Raw genomic sequence first — 17,621 nt, 5'->3', positions numbered from 1 at the left:
CTCAAGTCACTTCTCGGGCTTCGATTCTTCTTCTCGCACGCCCGAGACAGAACAGAAAGCGATGGCGAATGAGCCCCTCCCCCTTGCCGAGCGTGTGCATCATCGGCGCCGGGCCTACCGGAATCACGACGGCCAAGCGAATGAAGGAATTCGGAATACCCTTCGACTGCTACGAAGCGTCCGACGAGGTCGGCGGAAACTGGTACTACAAGAATCCCAACGGGATGTCGGCCTGCTACCAGAGCCTGCACATCGACACGTCGAAGTGGCGCTTGGCATTCGAGGACTTCCCGGTCTCCGCTGACCTTCCCGACTTCCCGCACCACTCCGAACTCTTCCAGTACTTCAAGGACTACGTCGAGCACTTCGGACTGCGTGAGTCGATCATCTTCAATACCAGTGTTGTTGCGGCAGAACGTGATGCAGACGGACTGTGGACCATCACGCGCTCGGACGGCGAAGTTCGCACCTACGACGTCCTGATGGTCTGCAACGGACATCATTGGGATCCCAACATCCCGGACTACCCCGGTGAGTTCGACGGGGTCCTCATGCACAGCCACAGCTACAACGACCCGTTCGACCCGGTCGACATGCGCGGCAAGAAGGTAGTCGTGGTCGGAATGGGCAACTCCGGCTTGGATATTGCCTCCGAATTGGGCCAGAGATACCTCGCCGACAAGCTCATCGTGTCGGCTCGCCGTGGAGTCTGGGTACTGCCGAAATATCTCGGCGGTGTACCCGGCGACAAACTGATCACCCCGCCCTGGATGCCGCGTGGTCTACGACTGTTCCTGAGTCGTCGATTCCTCGGCAAGAATCTGGGAACGATGGAAGGCTACGGTCTGCCGAAGCCGGACCACCGCCCCTTCGAGGCCCACCCGTCGGCCAGCGGCGAGTTCCTCGGACGCGCCGGGTCAGGCGACATAACCTTCAAGCCTGCCATCACCAAACTCGACGGAAAGCAGGTTCACTTCGCGGACGGCACCGCCGAGGACGTCGACGTGGTCATCTGCGCCACCGGCTACAACATCAGCTTCCCCTTCTTCAGCGATCCGAATCTGCTGCCGGACAAAGACAACCGATTCCCACTGTTCAAACGAATGATGAAGCCCGGCATCGACAACCTCTTCTTCATGGGACTGGCGCAGCCCATGCCGACACTCGTCAACTTCGCCGAGCAGCAGAGCAAGCTCGTCGCGGCCTACCTCACCGGTAAATACCAACTGCCGTCTGCGAACGAGATGCAGGAGATCACCAAGGCCGACGAGGCGTACTTCCTCGCCCCCTATTACAAGTCGCCGCGGCACACCATCCAGCTCGAGTTCGATCCCTACGTCCGCAACATGAACAAGGAAATCGCCAAGGGCACCAAGCGTGCTGCGGCCTCCGGAAACAAGCTACCTGTTGCCGCGCGTGCAGCAGCACACGAACTCGAGAAGGCGGATCGCGCATGAGTCTGGTGAACGGTCACTGCGACAACGAGTTCGACGCCGTCCGAGCGGCTTTCGAGGCTCAACTCGAATCCGGTGAAGAACTCGGCGGCTCCGTTGCCATCACCGTCGACGGAGAATCCGTGGTCGATCTCTGGGGCGGGTACGCCGACGAATCCCGTACCACTCCATGGGGCAGCGACACCATCGTCAACACGTTCTCCATCACCAAGACCATGACGGCCCTGTGTGCGCTCCTGCTGGTCGAACGCGGCCAATTGGACGTGTGCCAGAAAGTTGCTCACTACTGGCCCGAATTTTCGGCAAACGGTAAGGAAGACATCGAAGTTCGCCACCTCCTGTCGCATACGTCTGGCGTCTCCGGTTGGGAGCGCCCGATCGAACTGAAGGACATCTACGACCTCGAGGCGTCCACCGCTCGCCTCGCTGCCCAGAAGCCTTGGTGGACCCCGGGTACGGCGTCGGGCTATCACGCGATCAACTACGGCCATCTCGTCGGTGAGGTCATTCGTCGCATCGACGGGCGAACTCTCGGCAGGTTCTTTGCCGAAGAGCTTTCCGGTCCACTGGGAGCCGACTTCCATATCGGCACGTCCGCAGAGCATTTCGGTCGAATCGCCACCATGGTTCCGCCGCCCGCGTTGGAGTTCGACCTGTCCACGCTCGACCAGGACAGCATCTTCATCAAGACCCTGACCTGCCCACTGCTCGACTACCCCGAGGTCAACACCGCACCCTGGCGGGAAGCCGAGATCGGCGCAGTCAACGGCCACGGCAACGCACGTTCTATCGCTCGGGTCCAATCCCTGATCTCGAACGGTGGTGTGCTCGACGGCCGGAAGCTGCTCTCGCAGAGCACCATCGACCTGATCTTCGAGATCCAAGCCGACGGTATCGATCTCGGGATCATGACACCACTCAAGTTCGGCATCGGCTACGGACTGCCACATCCGGTTACCGCGCCACTGATTCCGGACGGACGCACCTGCTGGTGGGCAGGTATCGGCGGCTCGATGCTGGTCAACGATCTGGACCGACGGATGACCTTCGCCTACGTCATGAACAAGATGGCACCGGGTCTGATCGGATCCGACCGCAGCAACGCGTACCTGAGCGCCGCATACAACTCCGAGGTCAGCGAGGTCAGTTCATGAAGGCAGCCCAGCTCATGGGGCCCGGGCTCCTGGAGATCAACGACGTGCCGGTCCCGGAGATCGGCCCGTCGGAACTACTGATTCGGGTGGGCGCAGCGGGAATCTGCCACTCCGATCTCCATCTCCTGCACTTTCCGTACAAGATGCGCGAAGAACCGCTGACTATCGGCCACGAAATTGCCGGCACGATCGAAGCCGTCGGGAGTGGCGTCGACGGCCGTTCCGTCGGAGAGCGTGGCGTCGTCTACCTCTGTTGGTCATGTGGACAGTGCCGAGAATGCATGAGCGGCAACGAGAATATGTGCCTCGCCGCTGGACGCACCGCGATGCCGCCCTGCCCCGGGCTTGGTCCCGAAGGCGGGATGGCCGAGTACGTCAAGATCCCGGCTCGCTCATTCGTACCCATCGGAGACCTCGACTTCCTGCAGGCCGCACCTCTCGCCGATGCGGCACTGACGAGCTACCACGCCATTCGCGGTGCCCGCGAACATCTCCAGCCCGGTACCACCGCCGTCGTGATCGGCGTCGGCGGACTCGGTCACGTTGCAGTACAGATACTTCGCGCAATCAGTGCCGTGCGCATCATCGCCGTCGATGTCGGACAGGATCAACTCGATCTCGCCAAACGTTGCGGCGCCGACATCACGCTCGAATCGGGACCGGACACCGCGCAGCACATCCTCGACCTCACGTCGGCCAGAGGCGCAGAAGTCATCTTCGACTTCGTCGGTATCGACGCAACTGCACAGATGTCCGTTCAAGCGGTTGCGCCGAACGGCGCGTATCGAATGGTGGGCCTCGGAGGCGGAAACCCCGGAATCACTGCCGAAGCTGCCGGCGGACCAGGCTGGCCGTGGGGCGCATCGATCCGGAAGTCGTACGGCGGCACCAGAAACGACCTCGTCGATTCCATCGCCCTGGCACAGGCCGGTCTGGTAACGGTAGAAGTAGCCCGCTTCGACCTCGCTGATGCCCGCGACGCACTCGACCGTCTCGAACACGGCAAGGTCACCGGACGCGCAGTGCTCGTACCCTAATCTTCGAAAGGCACTTCACGTGACTACTTCCGCTGATACACAAGCATTCATCGCGTCCGTCATGGCCGGGCTGACCGGCCCCGGTGGTCCTTTCGAGATGCAGGTCGAGGATGTACTGGGCAGTTCGATGCCCGTCATGAAGAACCGCGACAAGGCACTCGGCGACGTGCTCGCTGCATCCTTCGACTACGGATCACGCGACTATCTGGTGACCAAGGACCGACGCTTCAGCTACCTCGAGCACGGCGAGGCCGTAGCAGCATTGGCGACGGCGCTGCGCGAGCGGTACGGCGTCCGCAAGGGTGATCGGGTCGGCATACTTGCTGCCAATACGCCGGAATGGGTGATGACCTTCTGGGCGGCTCAGTCCCTCGGTGCCATCGCCGTCGGATTCAACTCGTGGTGGGTGGCCCGCGAGGTGGCGTACGGCATCGATCACACCACCCCCACAGTGGTGATCGCCGACGCCAAACGCGCGCAGATTCTTTCCGAACTGAACACCGATGTTCCCGTACTCACGATGGAAGAAGATCTACCTACCTTGATGGAGAAGTATTCGGGATCGACACTGCCCCGTACTTCCGTCAACGAGGACGATCCGGCCGTCATCCTGTACACGAGCGGAACCAGCGGCCGCCCCAAGGGGGCTGTTCACAGTCACCGAAACGTGTTGGCCGTCATCGACTACCACCGCTACAGCGATCGCCTCGCTGCGGCGTTCACCGGCAAACCCAGCGACGGCCGACCGAGTGACTTGCGGTATCTGCTGACCGCGCCGCTGTTTCACATTGCAAGCCTGCATAACCTGGCGATCCCACGACTCGCGACGGGCGGAGCGGTGGTCATCCATCAGGGCGCCTTCGACGTCGACGAAGTCCTTTCCCTCGTCGAACGCGAGAAGGTCACAAACTGGGCGGTGGTCCCCACCATGGCAACCCGTCTCCTCGAGTACGGCAGTCTCGAGAAGTACGACCTGACCTCACTGAGCGCCTTTGCGCTCGCGTCTGCGCCGTCATCTCCGGCCTTGCAGGACCGACTGCGCGCACGACTGCCTTTTGCGCAGCACACCTTGGTCGACAGCTACGGGCTCACCGAATCCTCCACCGGCATTTCAGTTGCCACACCACCGGAACTTGCCGCGTTCCCCGGAACTCTCGGCCGGCCGATCATCGGGGTGAGCGTGGAGGTGCGCGACCCCTTCGGTGTTGCAGTCCCCGACGGCGAGGAAGGTGAGATCTGTGCGCGCAGCGCCTATGTGATGTTGGGGTACTGGAACGACGAGACCGCGACTGCAGCCGCTATCGGTCCTGATCGATGGCTCCGAACCGGCGACTTCGGAGTATTCGAGGACGGCCGACTCCGCCTGACGGGTCGCCGATCCGACCTGATCCTGCGCGGCGGCGAGAACGTCTACCCTCTCGAAATCGAGCAGACCATCGACGAGCATCCCGCCGTACTCGAATGCGCTGTGATCGGCATTGATTCGGCAGACCTCGGCCAAGAAGTTGCAGCCGTCGTCGTTTTGCGGAGTGAGGGAGCCGCCGGCGAAGAAGAACTACGCGACTACGTCGCCGAACGACTGGCTTACTTCAAGGTGCCGGTGAAGTGGAAACTGAGCACAACTCCTCTGCCCCGCAATGCAACCGGAAAAACGATACGTGCAAAGGTGGTTCTCTCATGACCTACGACGCCGTGATCAACAACGGTCTGTGGTTCGACGGCACCGGGGCCAAACCAGCTGTCCGCAATCTGGGTATCCGCGATGGGTTGGTTACTGCCATCTCCCTCGATCCACTCGACGAAACCGACTGTCCCCGTGTCATCGACGCCAGGCGCAAGTGGGTGATCCCGGGCATCGTGGACATCCACACTCACTACGACGTCGAGATCCTCGAAGGCCCGGCGCTGAGCGAATCTCTCAGACACGGGGTCACGTCGATCTTTGTCGGATCGTGTTCCCTGTCCACCATTCACGCCAGCCCCTCCGACGCGGGTGATCTCTTCGGCAGAGTAGAGGCAATTCCGCGTAAGCACGTCGTCGACGCACTCAACCGTGCCAAGACCTGGAACTCTGCGAGCGAGTATGTTGCTGCACTAGAGGCGCTTCCGCTAGGTCCCAACGTTGCAGCCTTCATCGGACACTCCGATATGCGGGCCGCCGAGATGGGACTGGATCGTGCTACCAGGAAGGATGTCCATCCCACAGACGCCGAACTCGCGTCGATGGAAGCACAGTTGACCGAAGCTCTCGACGCAGGATTCGTCGGGATGTCCAGTCAGCAATTGTTGTTCGACAAACTCGACGGCGAGACCTGCCGCTCACGCACGCTGCCGTCGACGTATGCAACCACGAAAGAACGACGCCGACTCAATGCGATCCTGCGCCGTCGGGGACGGGTATTTCAGGCCGGACCTGACCTCTCCAACCCGATGAGTACCGGAGCGATGGCGTTCTCCAGCGCGGGTATCTGGCGTAAGCGACTCAAGACGAGCATGCTTTCGGCGGCCGACATCAAGTCCAACAAGTTGGCCGTGGTGATACTCGGCCCACTGGCACACTTGGTCAATCGACTCGGCGGCGACCTGCGCTGGCAGCACCTGCCAGTTCCCTTCGAGGTATATGCCGACGGCATCGACCTGGTTGTCTTCGAGGAGTTCGGATCTGGCGCTGCAGCACTGCATCTGACCGACGAGATGGAACGCAACGTCCTCATGCAGAGCGAGGATTACCGTCGACAATTCCGCAAGGACTACGACCAGAAGTTCGGTGTCAAAGTTTGGCATCGCGATTTCTTCGACGCCGAGATCGTGTCCTGCCCCGACGAATCCCTGGTCGGCAAGAGCTTCGGGCAGGTCGGCGTCGAACGTGGCGGCCTCCACCCTGTCGATGCATTCCTGGATCTGGTCCTCGAACACGGCACGAAAGTGCGTTGGCGCACAACCATCTCGAACCACCGGCCGGAGGTTCTGGACAAGTTCGCCCAGGACAATGGTGTCCAACTCGGGTTCTCCGACGCCGGAGCGCATTTGCGCAACATGGCGTTCTACAACTTCGGCTTACGCCTACTACGACGTGTCTACGATGCCCAAAAGGTCGGCCGTCCGTTCATGACCGTCGAGGCAGCGGTGCATCGTCTCACCGGTGAACTCGCCGAGTGGTACGACGTCGATGCCGGGCACCTTCGATTAGGTGATCGCGCCGACCTGGTTGTGATCGATCCCGCTCATCTCGACGATTCGCTCGACACTTATGCGGAAAGCCCGGTTGTGGAGTACGACAACCTCTCCCGCATGGTCAATCGCAACGACCAGACCGTCACCGCAGTGTTCGTCGGCGGCGAGTACGTCTTCGGCGACGGAGAAGCAGCACCCGTTCTCGGCAACCGCCGAACCGGAAAGTTCTTGAAAGCAGGTGCCCATTAACACGTCCAGATTTGCCGGGAAAACAGCAGTCGTCACTGGAGCAGCATCAGGTATCGGTGCAGCCATCGCACTAAGGCTTATCGACGAAGGCGCACAGGTAGCTGGAATCGACATCGCTGCAGAGGGTTTGAAAGAGATAGCCTCCCAGCAGGGCGGGGCTTTCCTCGCCGTTCCCACTGACGTCACCAAGGAATCCGATGTTGCCGAGGCCCTTGCCGCGGCGGCGGCGGAATTCGGCGGTATCGATCTGGCTTTCAACGTTGCCGGTGCGTCGAGGGTGGGGCAGATCGTCGACCTCGAGGAGGCCGACTGGGATTTCACGATCGACCTGGTTCAGAAGGGCGTCTTCCTCTGCACCAAACATGAAGCGCGGCATATCCGAGAGCACGGTCGCGGTGGTGCGATAGTCAACGTGTCCTCATTGAACGCGCACGTGCCGAGCCCCTACGGGAGTGCATACGCGACAGGCAAAGCCGGAGTCGAGATGTTCAGCAAGAATGCCGCGATCGAACTGGCTGCGTCGGGAATCCGGGTCAACGCAGTTCTGCCCGGCCTGGTCGACACGCCACTGGTCGCGCCGGTCATGAACTACGAACCCGCCCGCGACATGTTTCTCAGCCGAATCCCCATGTCCCGAGCGGCAACTCCCGACGAGATCGCGGGCCCCTGCCTCTATCTCGCCAGTGACGACGCCTCGTACATCACCGGAACCAGTCTGGTCGTCGACGGCGGCTGGGAGGTCTCGAACTACCCGGATCTGACGACGCTGGGCAACTAGTTCAGTTGCCGGGCAACACACATTGAGTATCGAGGCCGAGGACGTGGTTGAGCCGGCCGAAGGCCAACCACGATCCGAGGCACATGCTCAACTCGACGATTTCTCGCTGGGAGTAGTGAGCGGTCATACGTTCCCAGAACTCGTCGTCGAGCCCGTGGTGGTCGAGGGCGTATCTCTCGGCGTATTCGGCAGCGAGGCGCGTCCTGTCGTCGAAGGCATCGGTGGTGCGCCAGTCGGTGACAGACTGATCGAACGTCGACTCCACAGTCTCGCCGTCACGCTCGGTGCGCCAGTCCTGACAGAAGATGCACCCGTTGATCTGAGCGATCCGAAGCCTGGCCGCCTCGAACTCGCGGAGTCCGAGAGTGCCGTCCGTGTAGACCTTTTGGGAGAACCCGGCGGCCGCGGGTCCGATGCCGGGGACCATCTCTCCCCACACGTAGCCGATCGGATTCTTGCCTTCGGGTATGTCGATATTCATGTGAGTACCTCCGAGTTTCGGGCACCGAGCTTGCCGACGCCGGGTGTGAGCGGAACGTCCAGCGCGTCGTAAAGACCGGGTTCAGCCTGACGTAGCCAGGGAATTGCGTTGACGAGACGTCCTACGGCCGTGGCATTTCCACCGGCCGCGCGGTTTCCACCTTCATCGGTGGCTTCGACGTTGATCTCGATTCGTGGTCGTCCTTCGACGATCACCTTGTGCGCGCCGTCGCCGCCGTCGGGCGGGAGCGGCCAGTCGCGGGCACAGGACGGATGAATACGCGTGACGTGTTCGATCACGATCAGGGGTTCCCCGCCGACGATTCCCTGAACCTCGAATCGCAGTGCGCCTTGGGTGCCGACCGCGAACTCCCCCATATGTTCGGTCGACACGGTTTCCTCGAGCGGGCGGCGCAGCAAGGTCTCGCGGATCTCGTCGAGTTCCACCCCGAGTGCCCGCGCGATGAGCCGAATCTGCCCGCCCCAGACCATGGTGGGTACGGTCGGCGCGACCATGGGAGGTTCGTAGTCCATCGGCTGACCCATCCCGATCAGGTAGCGGACAGAATCCGGCTGTTCGTAGGTCGTGTAGTCGAAGATTTCCTGACACCGGATCTGGCCGATTGTCCCCGCGAGCCCGCTGACGAGAATCGGCAGGATGTCGTTGCCCCAGCCTGGGTCGATACCGGAGACGAACAGAGCGCCGCCGCCCGCCTTGGCTGCAGCTTCGACGGGATCACGAAGTTCGGGAGGCGCAGATTTCGGGTCGTACAGCGCATATACCGACGGCGTGACCACCACAGCTCCGGCGGCCAGTGCCCGCGTGATGTCGGCAACCGCGTCGTCGGGCCGAATGTCGCCGGACGCCGCGTAGACCACCGCGCCGGGAGACGCTGCGAGCACGGCATCGGCGTCGTCGGTAGCCGCGACGCCCAGGTGCACTCCCAGATCGGCGAGGTCACCGGCGTCTCGCCCGACCTTCTCGGGGTTCGCAACGATGACGCCGACAAGTTCGAGGGCCGGATTGGCTGTCACAGCGCGAATCGATGCACGCCCGACGTTGCCGGTACCCCACACGACAGTCGGAATCTTGGACTCGGCTTCATTCGAAACTGCACCCATCAATCGGACATTACCCAGCTCAGCGCGTCAGGTCAGCAGAACTGCAAGAATTCGTTTCACTTCATCCGGTCAAAAATGCCATTGCCTGCGCAGTCAGTGCGCCGTCACCCCGTCTCCGGTACGTCTCGGCGGGTCGGCCGTTACCTGGTCTGCTCATCTCGCCGGTACTTTCGAGCGCGTCGAACACCTGCCGGCGGAAGCTGTCCTTCTGGAACGGACGATCGAAGATCACCTCGTAGAGTCCCCGAAGTTCGGCGACGGTGAACGTCCCGCCCGACAATCCGTCCGGATCCACGTACGACGCATACCTCGTGCGTAGGTCCGTGACCGCGAGTCGCACCATGTCGGCGTGATCGAATGCGAGTCCGCTCACTGCCTCGTCGTCGTACACATCGACGAGAAGCGCCGAATCGGGCAGTGCCGATTCCGGTAGGCAAGCCGTGTGCGCGACCGACAAAACCCATCCACGGTCGTCGCGGTCCGGTCGGTCGAAGATCGCCAACTGGTGGAAGCTCGTCTGGGCCAACTCTGCCTTGACCGACAGGGCACGATCGGCTGCGGCCGTGAGCAATTCGCGTTCGTGCAGAAATGTTCCCGGTAGCGCCAGCGCACCGAGACGGTGCCGAACCACCAGAACTTTCAGAGATCCACCGCTGTACGTCAGCACCGCGACGTCCACTGCCACAGACGGACGCGGATAGTCCGTCAATCCCTTGCCGCTCGTGTCTGTCCATTTATTCACCCTTGCATGTTATCTCAAACATGATCTATGGTTAGCGCAAAGTTGATCAAACGATCATCGCGAACCGAAGAGGTAGCCATGAAACTCACCGCACAGCAGTCCGATCGAGCGGCCGGCGTTCTGCTCGGCACCGCAGCAGGAGACGCGCTCGGCGCCGGCTACGAATTCACCTACCCGAAGGCCGAGGTCACGATCGACATGATCGGTGGCGGCCCGTTCGACTGGGCGCCGGGAGAATGGACCGACGACACCTCGATGGCAGTTGCGATCGCCGAGGTGGCCGCGACCGGAATCGACATCGGAAGCTCTGACGGTCTCGATGCCATTGCAGCACAGTTCATCCGGTGGTACGACTCGAAGCCCGCGGACATCGGCAACCAGACGCGAGCAGTGTTGTCCGTCCGCTCCGAAAGCGCAGCGGCGATGGCGGATCGTGCGCGGGCGATCAGCGGCCGCAAAGCCGGCAACGGCTCGCTCATGCGGACTGCTCCCGTCGCCCTCTCCTACTTGGACGATGCAGAAGGTGCCAGGTCGGCAGCGCACCGGATCAGTTCACTCACGCACGACGACCCGCGTGCCGGACAGGCGTGCGAGTTGTGGACCCATGCCATCCGCCATGCCGTTGTCGCCGGCAACTTCGACGGTGTTCGAGGCTTCCTCTCCGTTGCCGATCAGGACGTCGCCGAATACTGGGGCCCGCTGCTCGATCAGGCCGAAACCGGGAACCCGCAGGACTTCTCCAAGAACGGTTGGGTGGTGCATGCACTTCAGACTGCTTGGTGGGCAATCACTTCCACGGACAATGGCGATGCTCGCCACCTCCAGTACGCATTGGAAGCGGCAGTAAGAGCCGGCGGGGACACCGACACGACGGCGGCCATCGCGGGTGGCCTCCTCGGCGCCCGCTGGGGAGCGTCGGCGGTTCCCGCCCGTTGGCGCCGAATCATGCATGGCTGGCCGGGATACCGTTCCTCCGATCTGATTCGCCTGGCAATAAAGACTGCTCGCGGCGGTACCGACGACAAGAACGGATGGCCGTCGACGGCAGAACTCGACTACTCGAGGTTTCGCGGAACCCACCACCTGACGACGCACCCGCACGACGACGGCGTCATGCTCGGCGGCGTCGATGCGGTGTCCACTGCAGACTACGACGCCGTGGTCAGCCTGTGCCGCATGGGAACACGACAGGTCGCCCCTGATCACGTCGAGTTCTGGTTGGTCGACGACGGTCACGATTCCAACGCCAACCTCGAGTTCGTTCTCGACGACGCAGCGCGCACCGTCCAGGCGTTGCGGGCCGAGGGAAAGCGCGTACTCCTCCATTGCGTTCAGGCGCACAGTCGCACGCCGTCGGTTGCAGCGCGATACTCGATGTTGATCGGACGTGATCCCTACGACGTACGCTCGGCTACGCCGTGGGCTCGCCCGAAGCGTGAACTCTGGAACACGGCAGTCGGAAACGCGTCCGTCGGACACACAGCCGTCGGATACACAGGAGGATCCATGCCCGCTATTACAGTCGTCGAAGATGACATCACGACGCTGACCGTCGACGCCATCGTCAATGCGGCCAACTCCAGGCTCCTCGGCGGCGGCGGTGTCGACGGCGCGATCCACCGTGCCGGGGGACCGGAGATCCTGAAGGCTTGCGAGGTATTGCGCAACACCAGCCTTCCCGACGGCCTGCCGGTGGGTGCGGCAGTAGCCACCACCGCCGGAAAGCTGCACGCCAAGGCCGTGATTCACACCGTCGGCCCGAGGTATTCGCGCTCCGAGGACCGATCCGGTCTGCTTCGGTCGGCGTACACCCGCAGCCTCGCCGTGGCCGACTCGATCGGCGCCCGTACCGTCGCCTTTCCGTTGATCTCGGCAGGGGTCTACGGCTGGCCGAAGGAAGATGCCGTCCGACAGGCCGTTTCAGCGATTCGCACGGCGAAGACCGAGGTCGAGACGGTCACACTGGTGGCATTCAACAAGGAGACGGCAGACCTGATGCGCCGCGCGATCGCCTGACCGCTTACCGGGCCCACTTCACGCCACGTTAAGGCAGTGCAGAGCGGTCGGAGAAGTGGAGAAATTTCACCGGTTGGACGTTTGTCCAACAATTTGTCCGAATCGCATATTTTGCGGCTCGCTCTGTGTTCTACTCCTCTCCAGGGTTTGAGCTGGTAGTGAGCAAACGACGAGACGTATTCGATTCTCTGTCAGCTCGAGGCCGGTTCCCGGACCCGGCTTCAAGCCGAGAGCTCGATCTTGTCGAGCGCTACTCAAGGAGAATGTGAATGGTGTCGACGTTGATGCGCCGAGGAGTGGGGGTGGCCGCGTCGTTGACCGGATGCGTTGCCCTCGTGATCGGCGGAGCCGGAGTCTCGTCCGCCGCTGATGTGGACCTTCCGTTCACGGCATCGTGCCACGGGTGGCAGTTCCCCGGACCGATCACGCACAACGAGACGCGTGATTCCGGCGTCACGATCAGTGCGCCGGCCGTGGTCCCGCCGAACTCCACCTTCACATACCGCCTCGCGCCCAAGCCGATGACGGTCCCCAAGGACGGTTACGACCTCAGGTCCGTCGTGAACTGGACGCGTCTCAAGTTCGATTTCGACATCCCTGCAGGCACCTCCTACGTGGGGGCGCAGATCGTGGCCGGCACCAGCTCGAATCTGGGTGGGGTCGCCCCGACGATCACGCGGGTGAACGATGCCGGTTCACCCGATCCGAATGGGACGCATCTTCGTATCTCCGGCAACAACATCACGGCGGGCAACGGACCCAACACCGACGACAACGGCGGCGGCGGAATCGAGGTCGGTGGAGGAAAGACGTTCCAGCTCCCGGCAGTCGACGTCACCGTCACGTCAGGGGCTGTCGGCACCCAGATCAAGCCCATGCTGCGCGTGTCCGACTCCAACTCGGGTTCCTACGACAGTGCCGCCAACTACCTGACCTTCCTGCAGCAGGAGACCCTGCTCGGCGGCGTCAAATACTGGCTGACCACCAATTGCTCACCACGCGACAATCGTTCGGCCGGATTGAACGCCGGCGGCCGGCCGCTCGCCGTGATCAACGTCGACTCCAGCCTCGCTCAGACACAGACGCGAATCGACGCACCCGGTAAGGCCGTCGTCGGTGACTCCGTGGAACTGACGGCAACGGTCACTCCGTGGCCGTCGGGAGGAACAGTGCAGTTCCGTGACGGAGGGGTCGACCTCGGCGCTCCGGTGGCCGTCGTCAACGGCGTCGCGAAGGCCAACCGCACGATGACAACAGCGGGCGACCACAACATCACGGCGTACTACACGGGATCGGCCGGTTTCATGGAGTCGATGTCGGGCGCCGTGACGATCAACGTCGTCGAACCGTCCGAGCCCGAGCCTGGCACCGGTAGCCTCGGCAGCCTTGGTACCCCCGGATTCGGGTCGTGAAAACTGTGAACAGAAACCAGGATTCGACGATGAACTCGAAACTCCTACGCGGCTCTGCGATTGCAACCGTCTCGGTACTGGCCGGCGGCTTGTTCTCCATCGTCGGCGGCGGGATCGCCTCGGCTGCCCCCGAGACCAAGAGCGTGGCCTTCACAACTGCATGCCATGTGCGCGAGATGGACGGTGTGGCAAGCCCGATCACGTTCAACGAGACACTCGGCTCGGGAGTCACCATCACCGCGCCGACCACCGCGGCACCAGGTGAGACCGTCACCTACCGCGTGCAGCCGAACGAGATGAAGGCAAACAGCGGCGGTCATGCCAGCCGTGGAGTCGTACATTGGGCCCGGATCAAGTACGACTTCGACATCCCGTCCGGCGTCGAATTCGTGAGTTCCCAGCTTGTGGCGGACAGTGCGTACGGCCTCGGATCCGACAGTGCCACTCCGACAGTCACACGGATCGACGACGGCGGTAATCCATCGGCATCCGGTACGCACCTGCGTATCTCCGGATCGAATCGGACCATCGGAAACGGTCCGTCCTCCGCAGTTCGATCGAGTGACGGCATCATCGTCGGTGCCAACACCAAGTTCCGACTCCCCGCAGTCGACGTCACAGTCAAAGCCGGTGCGGCCGGTAGCGAGATCAAGCCTTCACTGCGAGTTTCCGATCCGGGATCCGCCAACTACGACGACGACCGAAATGCGCTCACATTCGTCCAGCGCGAAAAGGACGTCTTCGGAGTCAACTACTGGGAGCGCTACAACTGCTCCCCGCGGGACAACAGGAACTCCGGCCTCAACGCCGGCGGGCAGGCCCTGACCACCATCTACGTCAGCCAACCGACAACCACCACAATCCAGATGCCCGGCTCGATCCAAGCCAGCACACCGACCGAGCTTGTCGCAAAGGTGGATCCGGCCCCGGTCAACGGAAACGTGCAGTTCAGGGTGGACGGCGCCGACGTCGGTACACCGGTCACGCCCGGTGCCGACGGCACTGCCCGGCTACCGCATACCTTCTTCACCGCCGGAACCGCGCGGGTCTCCGCAACGTTCCAGGGCGTCAACGGATTCCAGAGTTCCAACTCGACCGAGGCAATGGTCACGGTGACTGCCGCACCTGTCGTCAAGCAGACCGACACGGCCGTGAACGTTCCCACCGATGCTAAGACGGGCGTTTCGGTGTCGCTGAGGGCGCAGGTCACGCCGACACCCACCGGTGGCACTCTCCAGTTCAAGGACGGCGCTGCAGATATCGGCGCTCCGGTCCCGGTGGGCACTGACGGCAAAGCCACTCTGGAACATGCCTTCACCTCGGCTGGATCTCATGCCGTCTCGGCCTACTACTCCGGTGCAACAGGATTCATGCCGTCGATGGCACCCGCTCAAACGGTCACCGTGTCTGATCCCGCACCGTCCGATGTCACCACCTCGACCTCACTGGCAGCTCCCGCGACGACCAAGCAGAATGTCGCGGCAGAACTGTCGGCGACGGTCACCCCCAACCCCGGCGGGGGCTCGGTTCAGTTCTACGACGGCGACCAACCCATCGGACAGCCCGTTGTCGTCGGAGTCGATGGAGTGGCGCGACTGACGCACACTTTCGCATCGACGGGCGATCATCGGATCAAGGCGTCATACGCCGGGCGAAGTGGATTCACACAGTCCGCGTCGGACGAATCCGTCGTCAAGGTTTCTGCTGCGCCTGACGACGGCGGGAACGGCGGTTCGGGCAGCCTCGGTTCACTGGGCGGTCTCTTCGGTTCCTGATCGAATTCTTCTCGACACTGTTGCCGCTGCACCGATTCGGAGCAGCGGCAGCAGCATGTCGCGGCCGTGGTCATAGAACTGATTGATTTATCGATGGAGCACAAGTGTCCAGGAATTCTCTTTCTCGACGGTCGTTTCTCGCCGCCGGGGTCGGTGCAACTGCAGTCGCCGCTACTTCCCTTCTGCCGCCGTCGCTTCAACGTGTACTGGCGACACCCGCAAACTCCGGCGGGCTCGATTCGATCGAGCATGTAGTCCTCGTCATGCAGGAGAACCGATCTTTCGACCACTACTACGGCGCGCTGAGGGGTGTTCGCGGCTTCGGTGATCCGAATGCGTTGCGTCTACGCAGCGGCAACAGCGTCTTCGAACAACCCGGTCCTACCGGTCCTGTGCTCCCCTTCCCCATCCGCGATTCCGCTGCGGCACAACGCATGGACACCCAGAACGTGACCGGACTCGACCACAGCTGGGCGGGCGGACATGCCGCACTCGCCGACGGCTGGCACGACGGTTGGATCGCGGCAAAAACCAGTACGACAATGGCGTACTACGACCGGCAAGACATCCCGTTCCATTACGAACTGGCGGACGCGTTCACGATCTGCGACGCCTACCACTGCTCCGTTCCGACGTCCACGAGCCCCAACCGGAACTATTGGGTCTCTGGATACACGGGATACGAGCCACTTTCGCCTAATCCGACCGAGTCGGTCCTGCCTTCGGATCCACCCGGTCCCGGGGGACGAGCTGTAACCAATGCGGCCTACAACCCCTGGCACGCCGGCTACGGATGGACGACGGTTCCCGAGCGGTTGCAGTCCGCCGGCATTTCCTGGAAGACCTACCAGGAGTGGGACAACTTCGGAGACAACAACCTCGAATACTTCACTGCCTTCAAGAAAGTGGCGGCAGGGCTGCTTGGTCGGCCAAGCCTGCTCCCCTACGAAATCCAGACCTTGGCCGGGTTCTATCTCGCCCTGCCGTCGATGCCGGCGCCGGTCCAGGACGCAGCGGTACTGGCCCTCGCGAATGCCGCAGACCAACTGTCGCCTGCTGATCGCCAACTCTACGATCGCGCGCTGTACCGATCCCGGCCCGGCACACTGGCTGCCGAGTTCAGGAAAGACGTCGAGTCCGGTCGACTGCCGCAAGTCAGCTATCTCGTTCCGTCCGAGGTGGATTCGGAGCACCCATCGGGTTCGTCACCGGCAGCGAGCGCAACACTGCTCTATCAAGTACTCGACGCCATCGCGTCCGATCCGGATCTGTGGGCGAAGACGGCCGTGATCGTCAACTTCGACGAGAACGACGGGTACTTCGACCATGTACCGCCACCTCGACCGCCGCGCTCGGTCGAAGCCGAATGGGTCGGTAATCAGCCGCTCGGTCTCGGCCCGCGGGTGCCTATGACGATCATCTCGCCGTGGACTGTTGGCGGTTTCGTTTGTTCACAAGTGTTCGACCACACGTCCGTCACGCAGTTCCTGGAGACGCGGTTCGGAATCACGCAACCGGAAATCGACCCGTGGCGACGCACGGTGAGTGGCGACCTGACGTCGGCGTTCGACTTCGCCAACCCGCGTAGCCGGCCGACTTTGGCGCGCCCGCAACCCACTCCGGCGCTGGAACCGCGGTGGACACCGACCCCGCCCACCGAACAGAGAATGCCTCTGCAGGAGAACGGCACTAGACCAGCACGGGCACTTCCCTATCAACCCGACGCCTACACGACGGTGAACCCGGAAACCGGCTCGTTGGCGGTCCATCTGGTCAATACCGGTGCCGCATCAACGCACCTGGCCATGTACCCGTACGCAGGTGAGTTCGACGAGCCACGGCATTACGACGTCGTCGGCGAGGTCGACGACACCGTTGCGCTCAGGGATCGCGTCTACAGCCTGAACCTGTTGGGTCCCAACGGTTTCAGGCGCGAGTTCAGTGGAGCTACAGACAGTGCGGCAGCTTCGCTCGACGTCTCGACAACTGTCGACGCAGGGACGCGCACGCTTGTACTGACGGCGACCAATTCCGGAAGTCGTGCACTGACGGTCAATGTGGACGGAAACCGACGCAAACTCGCTGCCGGTGCACACTCTCAGTGGACGGTGCGTTCGGTGGACGGCTGGTATCAGGCCGCCGTGACGGTCGACGAAGATCCTGAATTCAAGCGCGTGCTCGTCGGACACATCGAAAACGGGCGGACCAGCGTAAGCCAACCGACGTGA

The 17,621-nt window shown here is 62.4% G+C and carries 13 protein-coding genes; 10 read left to right on the top strand and 3 right to left on the bottom strand.

The features are described 5' to 3' along the window. The first annotated feature begins 68 nt into the window (after window positions 1–68). The 6 genes from V3587_RS20785 to V3587_RS20760 are packed head-to-tail and all read left to right on the top strand — an operon-like array spanning window position 69 to window position 7,846. Window positions 69–1,457 carry a flavin-containing monooxygenase gene (locus V3587_RS20785; protein WP_175280130.1) on the top strand — a complete coding sequence of 463 codons (1,389 nt, stop codon included), beginning with the start codon at window positions 69–71 and terminating at the stop codon, window positions 1,455–1,457. Next, entirely contained in the window at window positions 1,454–2,608 is a 1,155-nt protein-coding gene (locus V3587_RS20780; protein ID WP_283377123.1) for a serine hydrolase domain-containing protein, read from the top strand. The genes V3587_RS20785 and V3587_RS20780 overlap by 4 nt, the downstream gene beginning before the upstream one ends. Further along, window positions 2,605–3,645, top strand: a complete 1,041-nt coding sequence (locus V3587_RS20775; RefSeq protein ID WP_081558604.1) for an NAD(P)-dependent alcohol dehydrogenase — start codon at window positions 2,605–2,607, stop codon at window positions 3,643–3,645. Before V3587_RS20780 ends, V3587_RS20775 begins: the two co-directional genes overlap by 4 nt. 19 nt (window positions 3,646–3,664) lie before the next feature. Continuing rightward, window positions 3,665–5,326 (top strand): class I adenylate-forming enzyme family protein, encoded by a 1,662-nt coding sequence (locus V3587_RS20770; RefSeq protein WP_007730286.1) that lies wholly within the window; start codon window positions 3,665–3,667, stop codon window positions 5,324–5,326. Next, a complete protein-coding gene (locus V3587_RS20765; RefSeq protein WP_054826743.1) occupies window positions 5,323–7,068 on the top strand; it encodes an N-acyl-D-amino-acid deacylase family protein in 1,746 nt (581 codons plus the stop codon). The genes V3587_RS20770 and V3587_RS20765 overlap by 4 nt, the downstream gene beginning before the upstream one ends. Next, window positions 7,058–7,846 carry an SDR family NAD(P)-dependent oxidoreductase gene (locus tag V3587_RS20760; protein ID WP_228401461.1) on the top strand — a complete coding sequence of 263 codons (789 nt, stop codon included), beginning with the start codon at window positions 7,058–7,060 and terminating at the stop codon, window positions 7,844–7,846. Before V3587_RS20765 ends, V3587_RS20760 begins: the two co-directional genes overlap by 11 nt. Before the next feature lies 1 nt (window position 7,847). Here the strand turns inward: V3587_RS20760 and V3587_RS20755 are convergent, their stop codons facing one another. The 3 genes from V3587_RS20755 to V3587_RS20745 all read right to left on the bottom strand — a co-directional run bounded on the left by V3587_RS20755 (window position 7,848) and on the right by V3587_RS20745 (window position 10,190). After that, on the bottom strand, window positions 7,848–8,327 hold the full coding sequence (locus V3587_RS20755; protein WP_003943220.1) for a carboxymuconolactone decarboxylase family protein: 480 nt from the start codon (window positions 8,325–8,327) through the stop codon (window positions 7,848–7,850). Continuing rightward, the gene (locus tag V3587_RS20750; RefSeq protein WP_283377122.1) at window positions 8,324–9,448 is read right to left on the bottom strand and encodes an NAD(P)H-dependent amine dehydrogenase family protein; all 1,125 of its coding nucleotides are present in this window, start codon (window positions 9,446–9,448) and stop codon (window positions 8,324–8,326) included. The genes V3587_RS20755 and V3587_RS20750 overlap by 4 nt, the downstream gene beginning before the upstream one ends. A 61-nt stretch (window positions 9,449–9,509) precedes the next feature. After that, window positions 9,510–10,190: an NUDIX hydrolase gene (locus V3587_RS20745; protein WP_003943269.1), complete on the bottom strand. Its 681-nt coding sequence runs from the start codon at window positions 10,188–10,190 to the stop codon at window positions 9,510–9,512. Between the two features lie 78 nt (window positions 10,191–10,268). Between V3587_RS20745 and V3587_RS20740 the strand changes: the two genes are divergently transcribed. The 4 genes from V3587_RS20740 to V3587_RS20725 all read left to right on the top strand — a co-directional run bounded on the left by V3587_RS20740 (window position 10,269) and on the right by V3587_RS20725 (window position 17,621). Continuing rightward, complete coding sequence (locus V3587_RS20740) at window positions 10,269–12,206, top strand: O-acetyl-ADP-ribose deacetylase (protein WP_283377121.1); 1,938 nt, start codon at window positions 10,269–10,271, stop codon at window positions 12,204–12,206. A 269-nt stretch (window positions 12,207–12,475) separates the two neighbouring features. Further along, complete coding sequence (locus V3587_RS20735) at window positions 12,476–13,618, top strand: Ig-like domain-containing protein (RefSeq protein WP_030536192.1); 1,143 nt, start codon at window positions 12,476–12,478, stop codon at window positions 13,616–13,618. Window positions 13,619–13,647: 29 nt separating this feature from the next. Continuing rightward, the gene (locus V3587_RS20730; protein WP_230587533.1) at window positions 13,648–15,393 is read left to right on the top strand and encodes an Ig-like domain-containing protein; all 1,746 of its coding nucleotides are present in this window, start codon (window positions 13,648–13,650) and stop codon (window positions 15,391–15,393) included. Between the two features lie 104 nt (window positions 15,394–15,497). Further along, window positions 15,498–17,621: a phosphocholine-specific phospholipase C gene (locus tag V3587_RS20725; protein ID WP_269610445.1), complete on the top strand. Its 2,124-nt coding sequence runs from the start codon at window positions 15,498–15,500 to the stop codon at window positions 17,619–17,621.

This window comes from Rhodococcus sp. IEGM 1306, from assembly GCF_036541985.1.
Taxonomy (GTDB): Bacteria; Actinomycetota; Actinomycetes; order Mycobacteriales; family Mycobacteriaceae; genus Rhodococcus_F; species Rhodococcus_F qingshengii.
The sequence above is the reverse complement of the archived record's forward strand: the minus strand, read 5'-3'. Positions and strand labels throughout refer to the sequence as shown.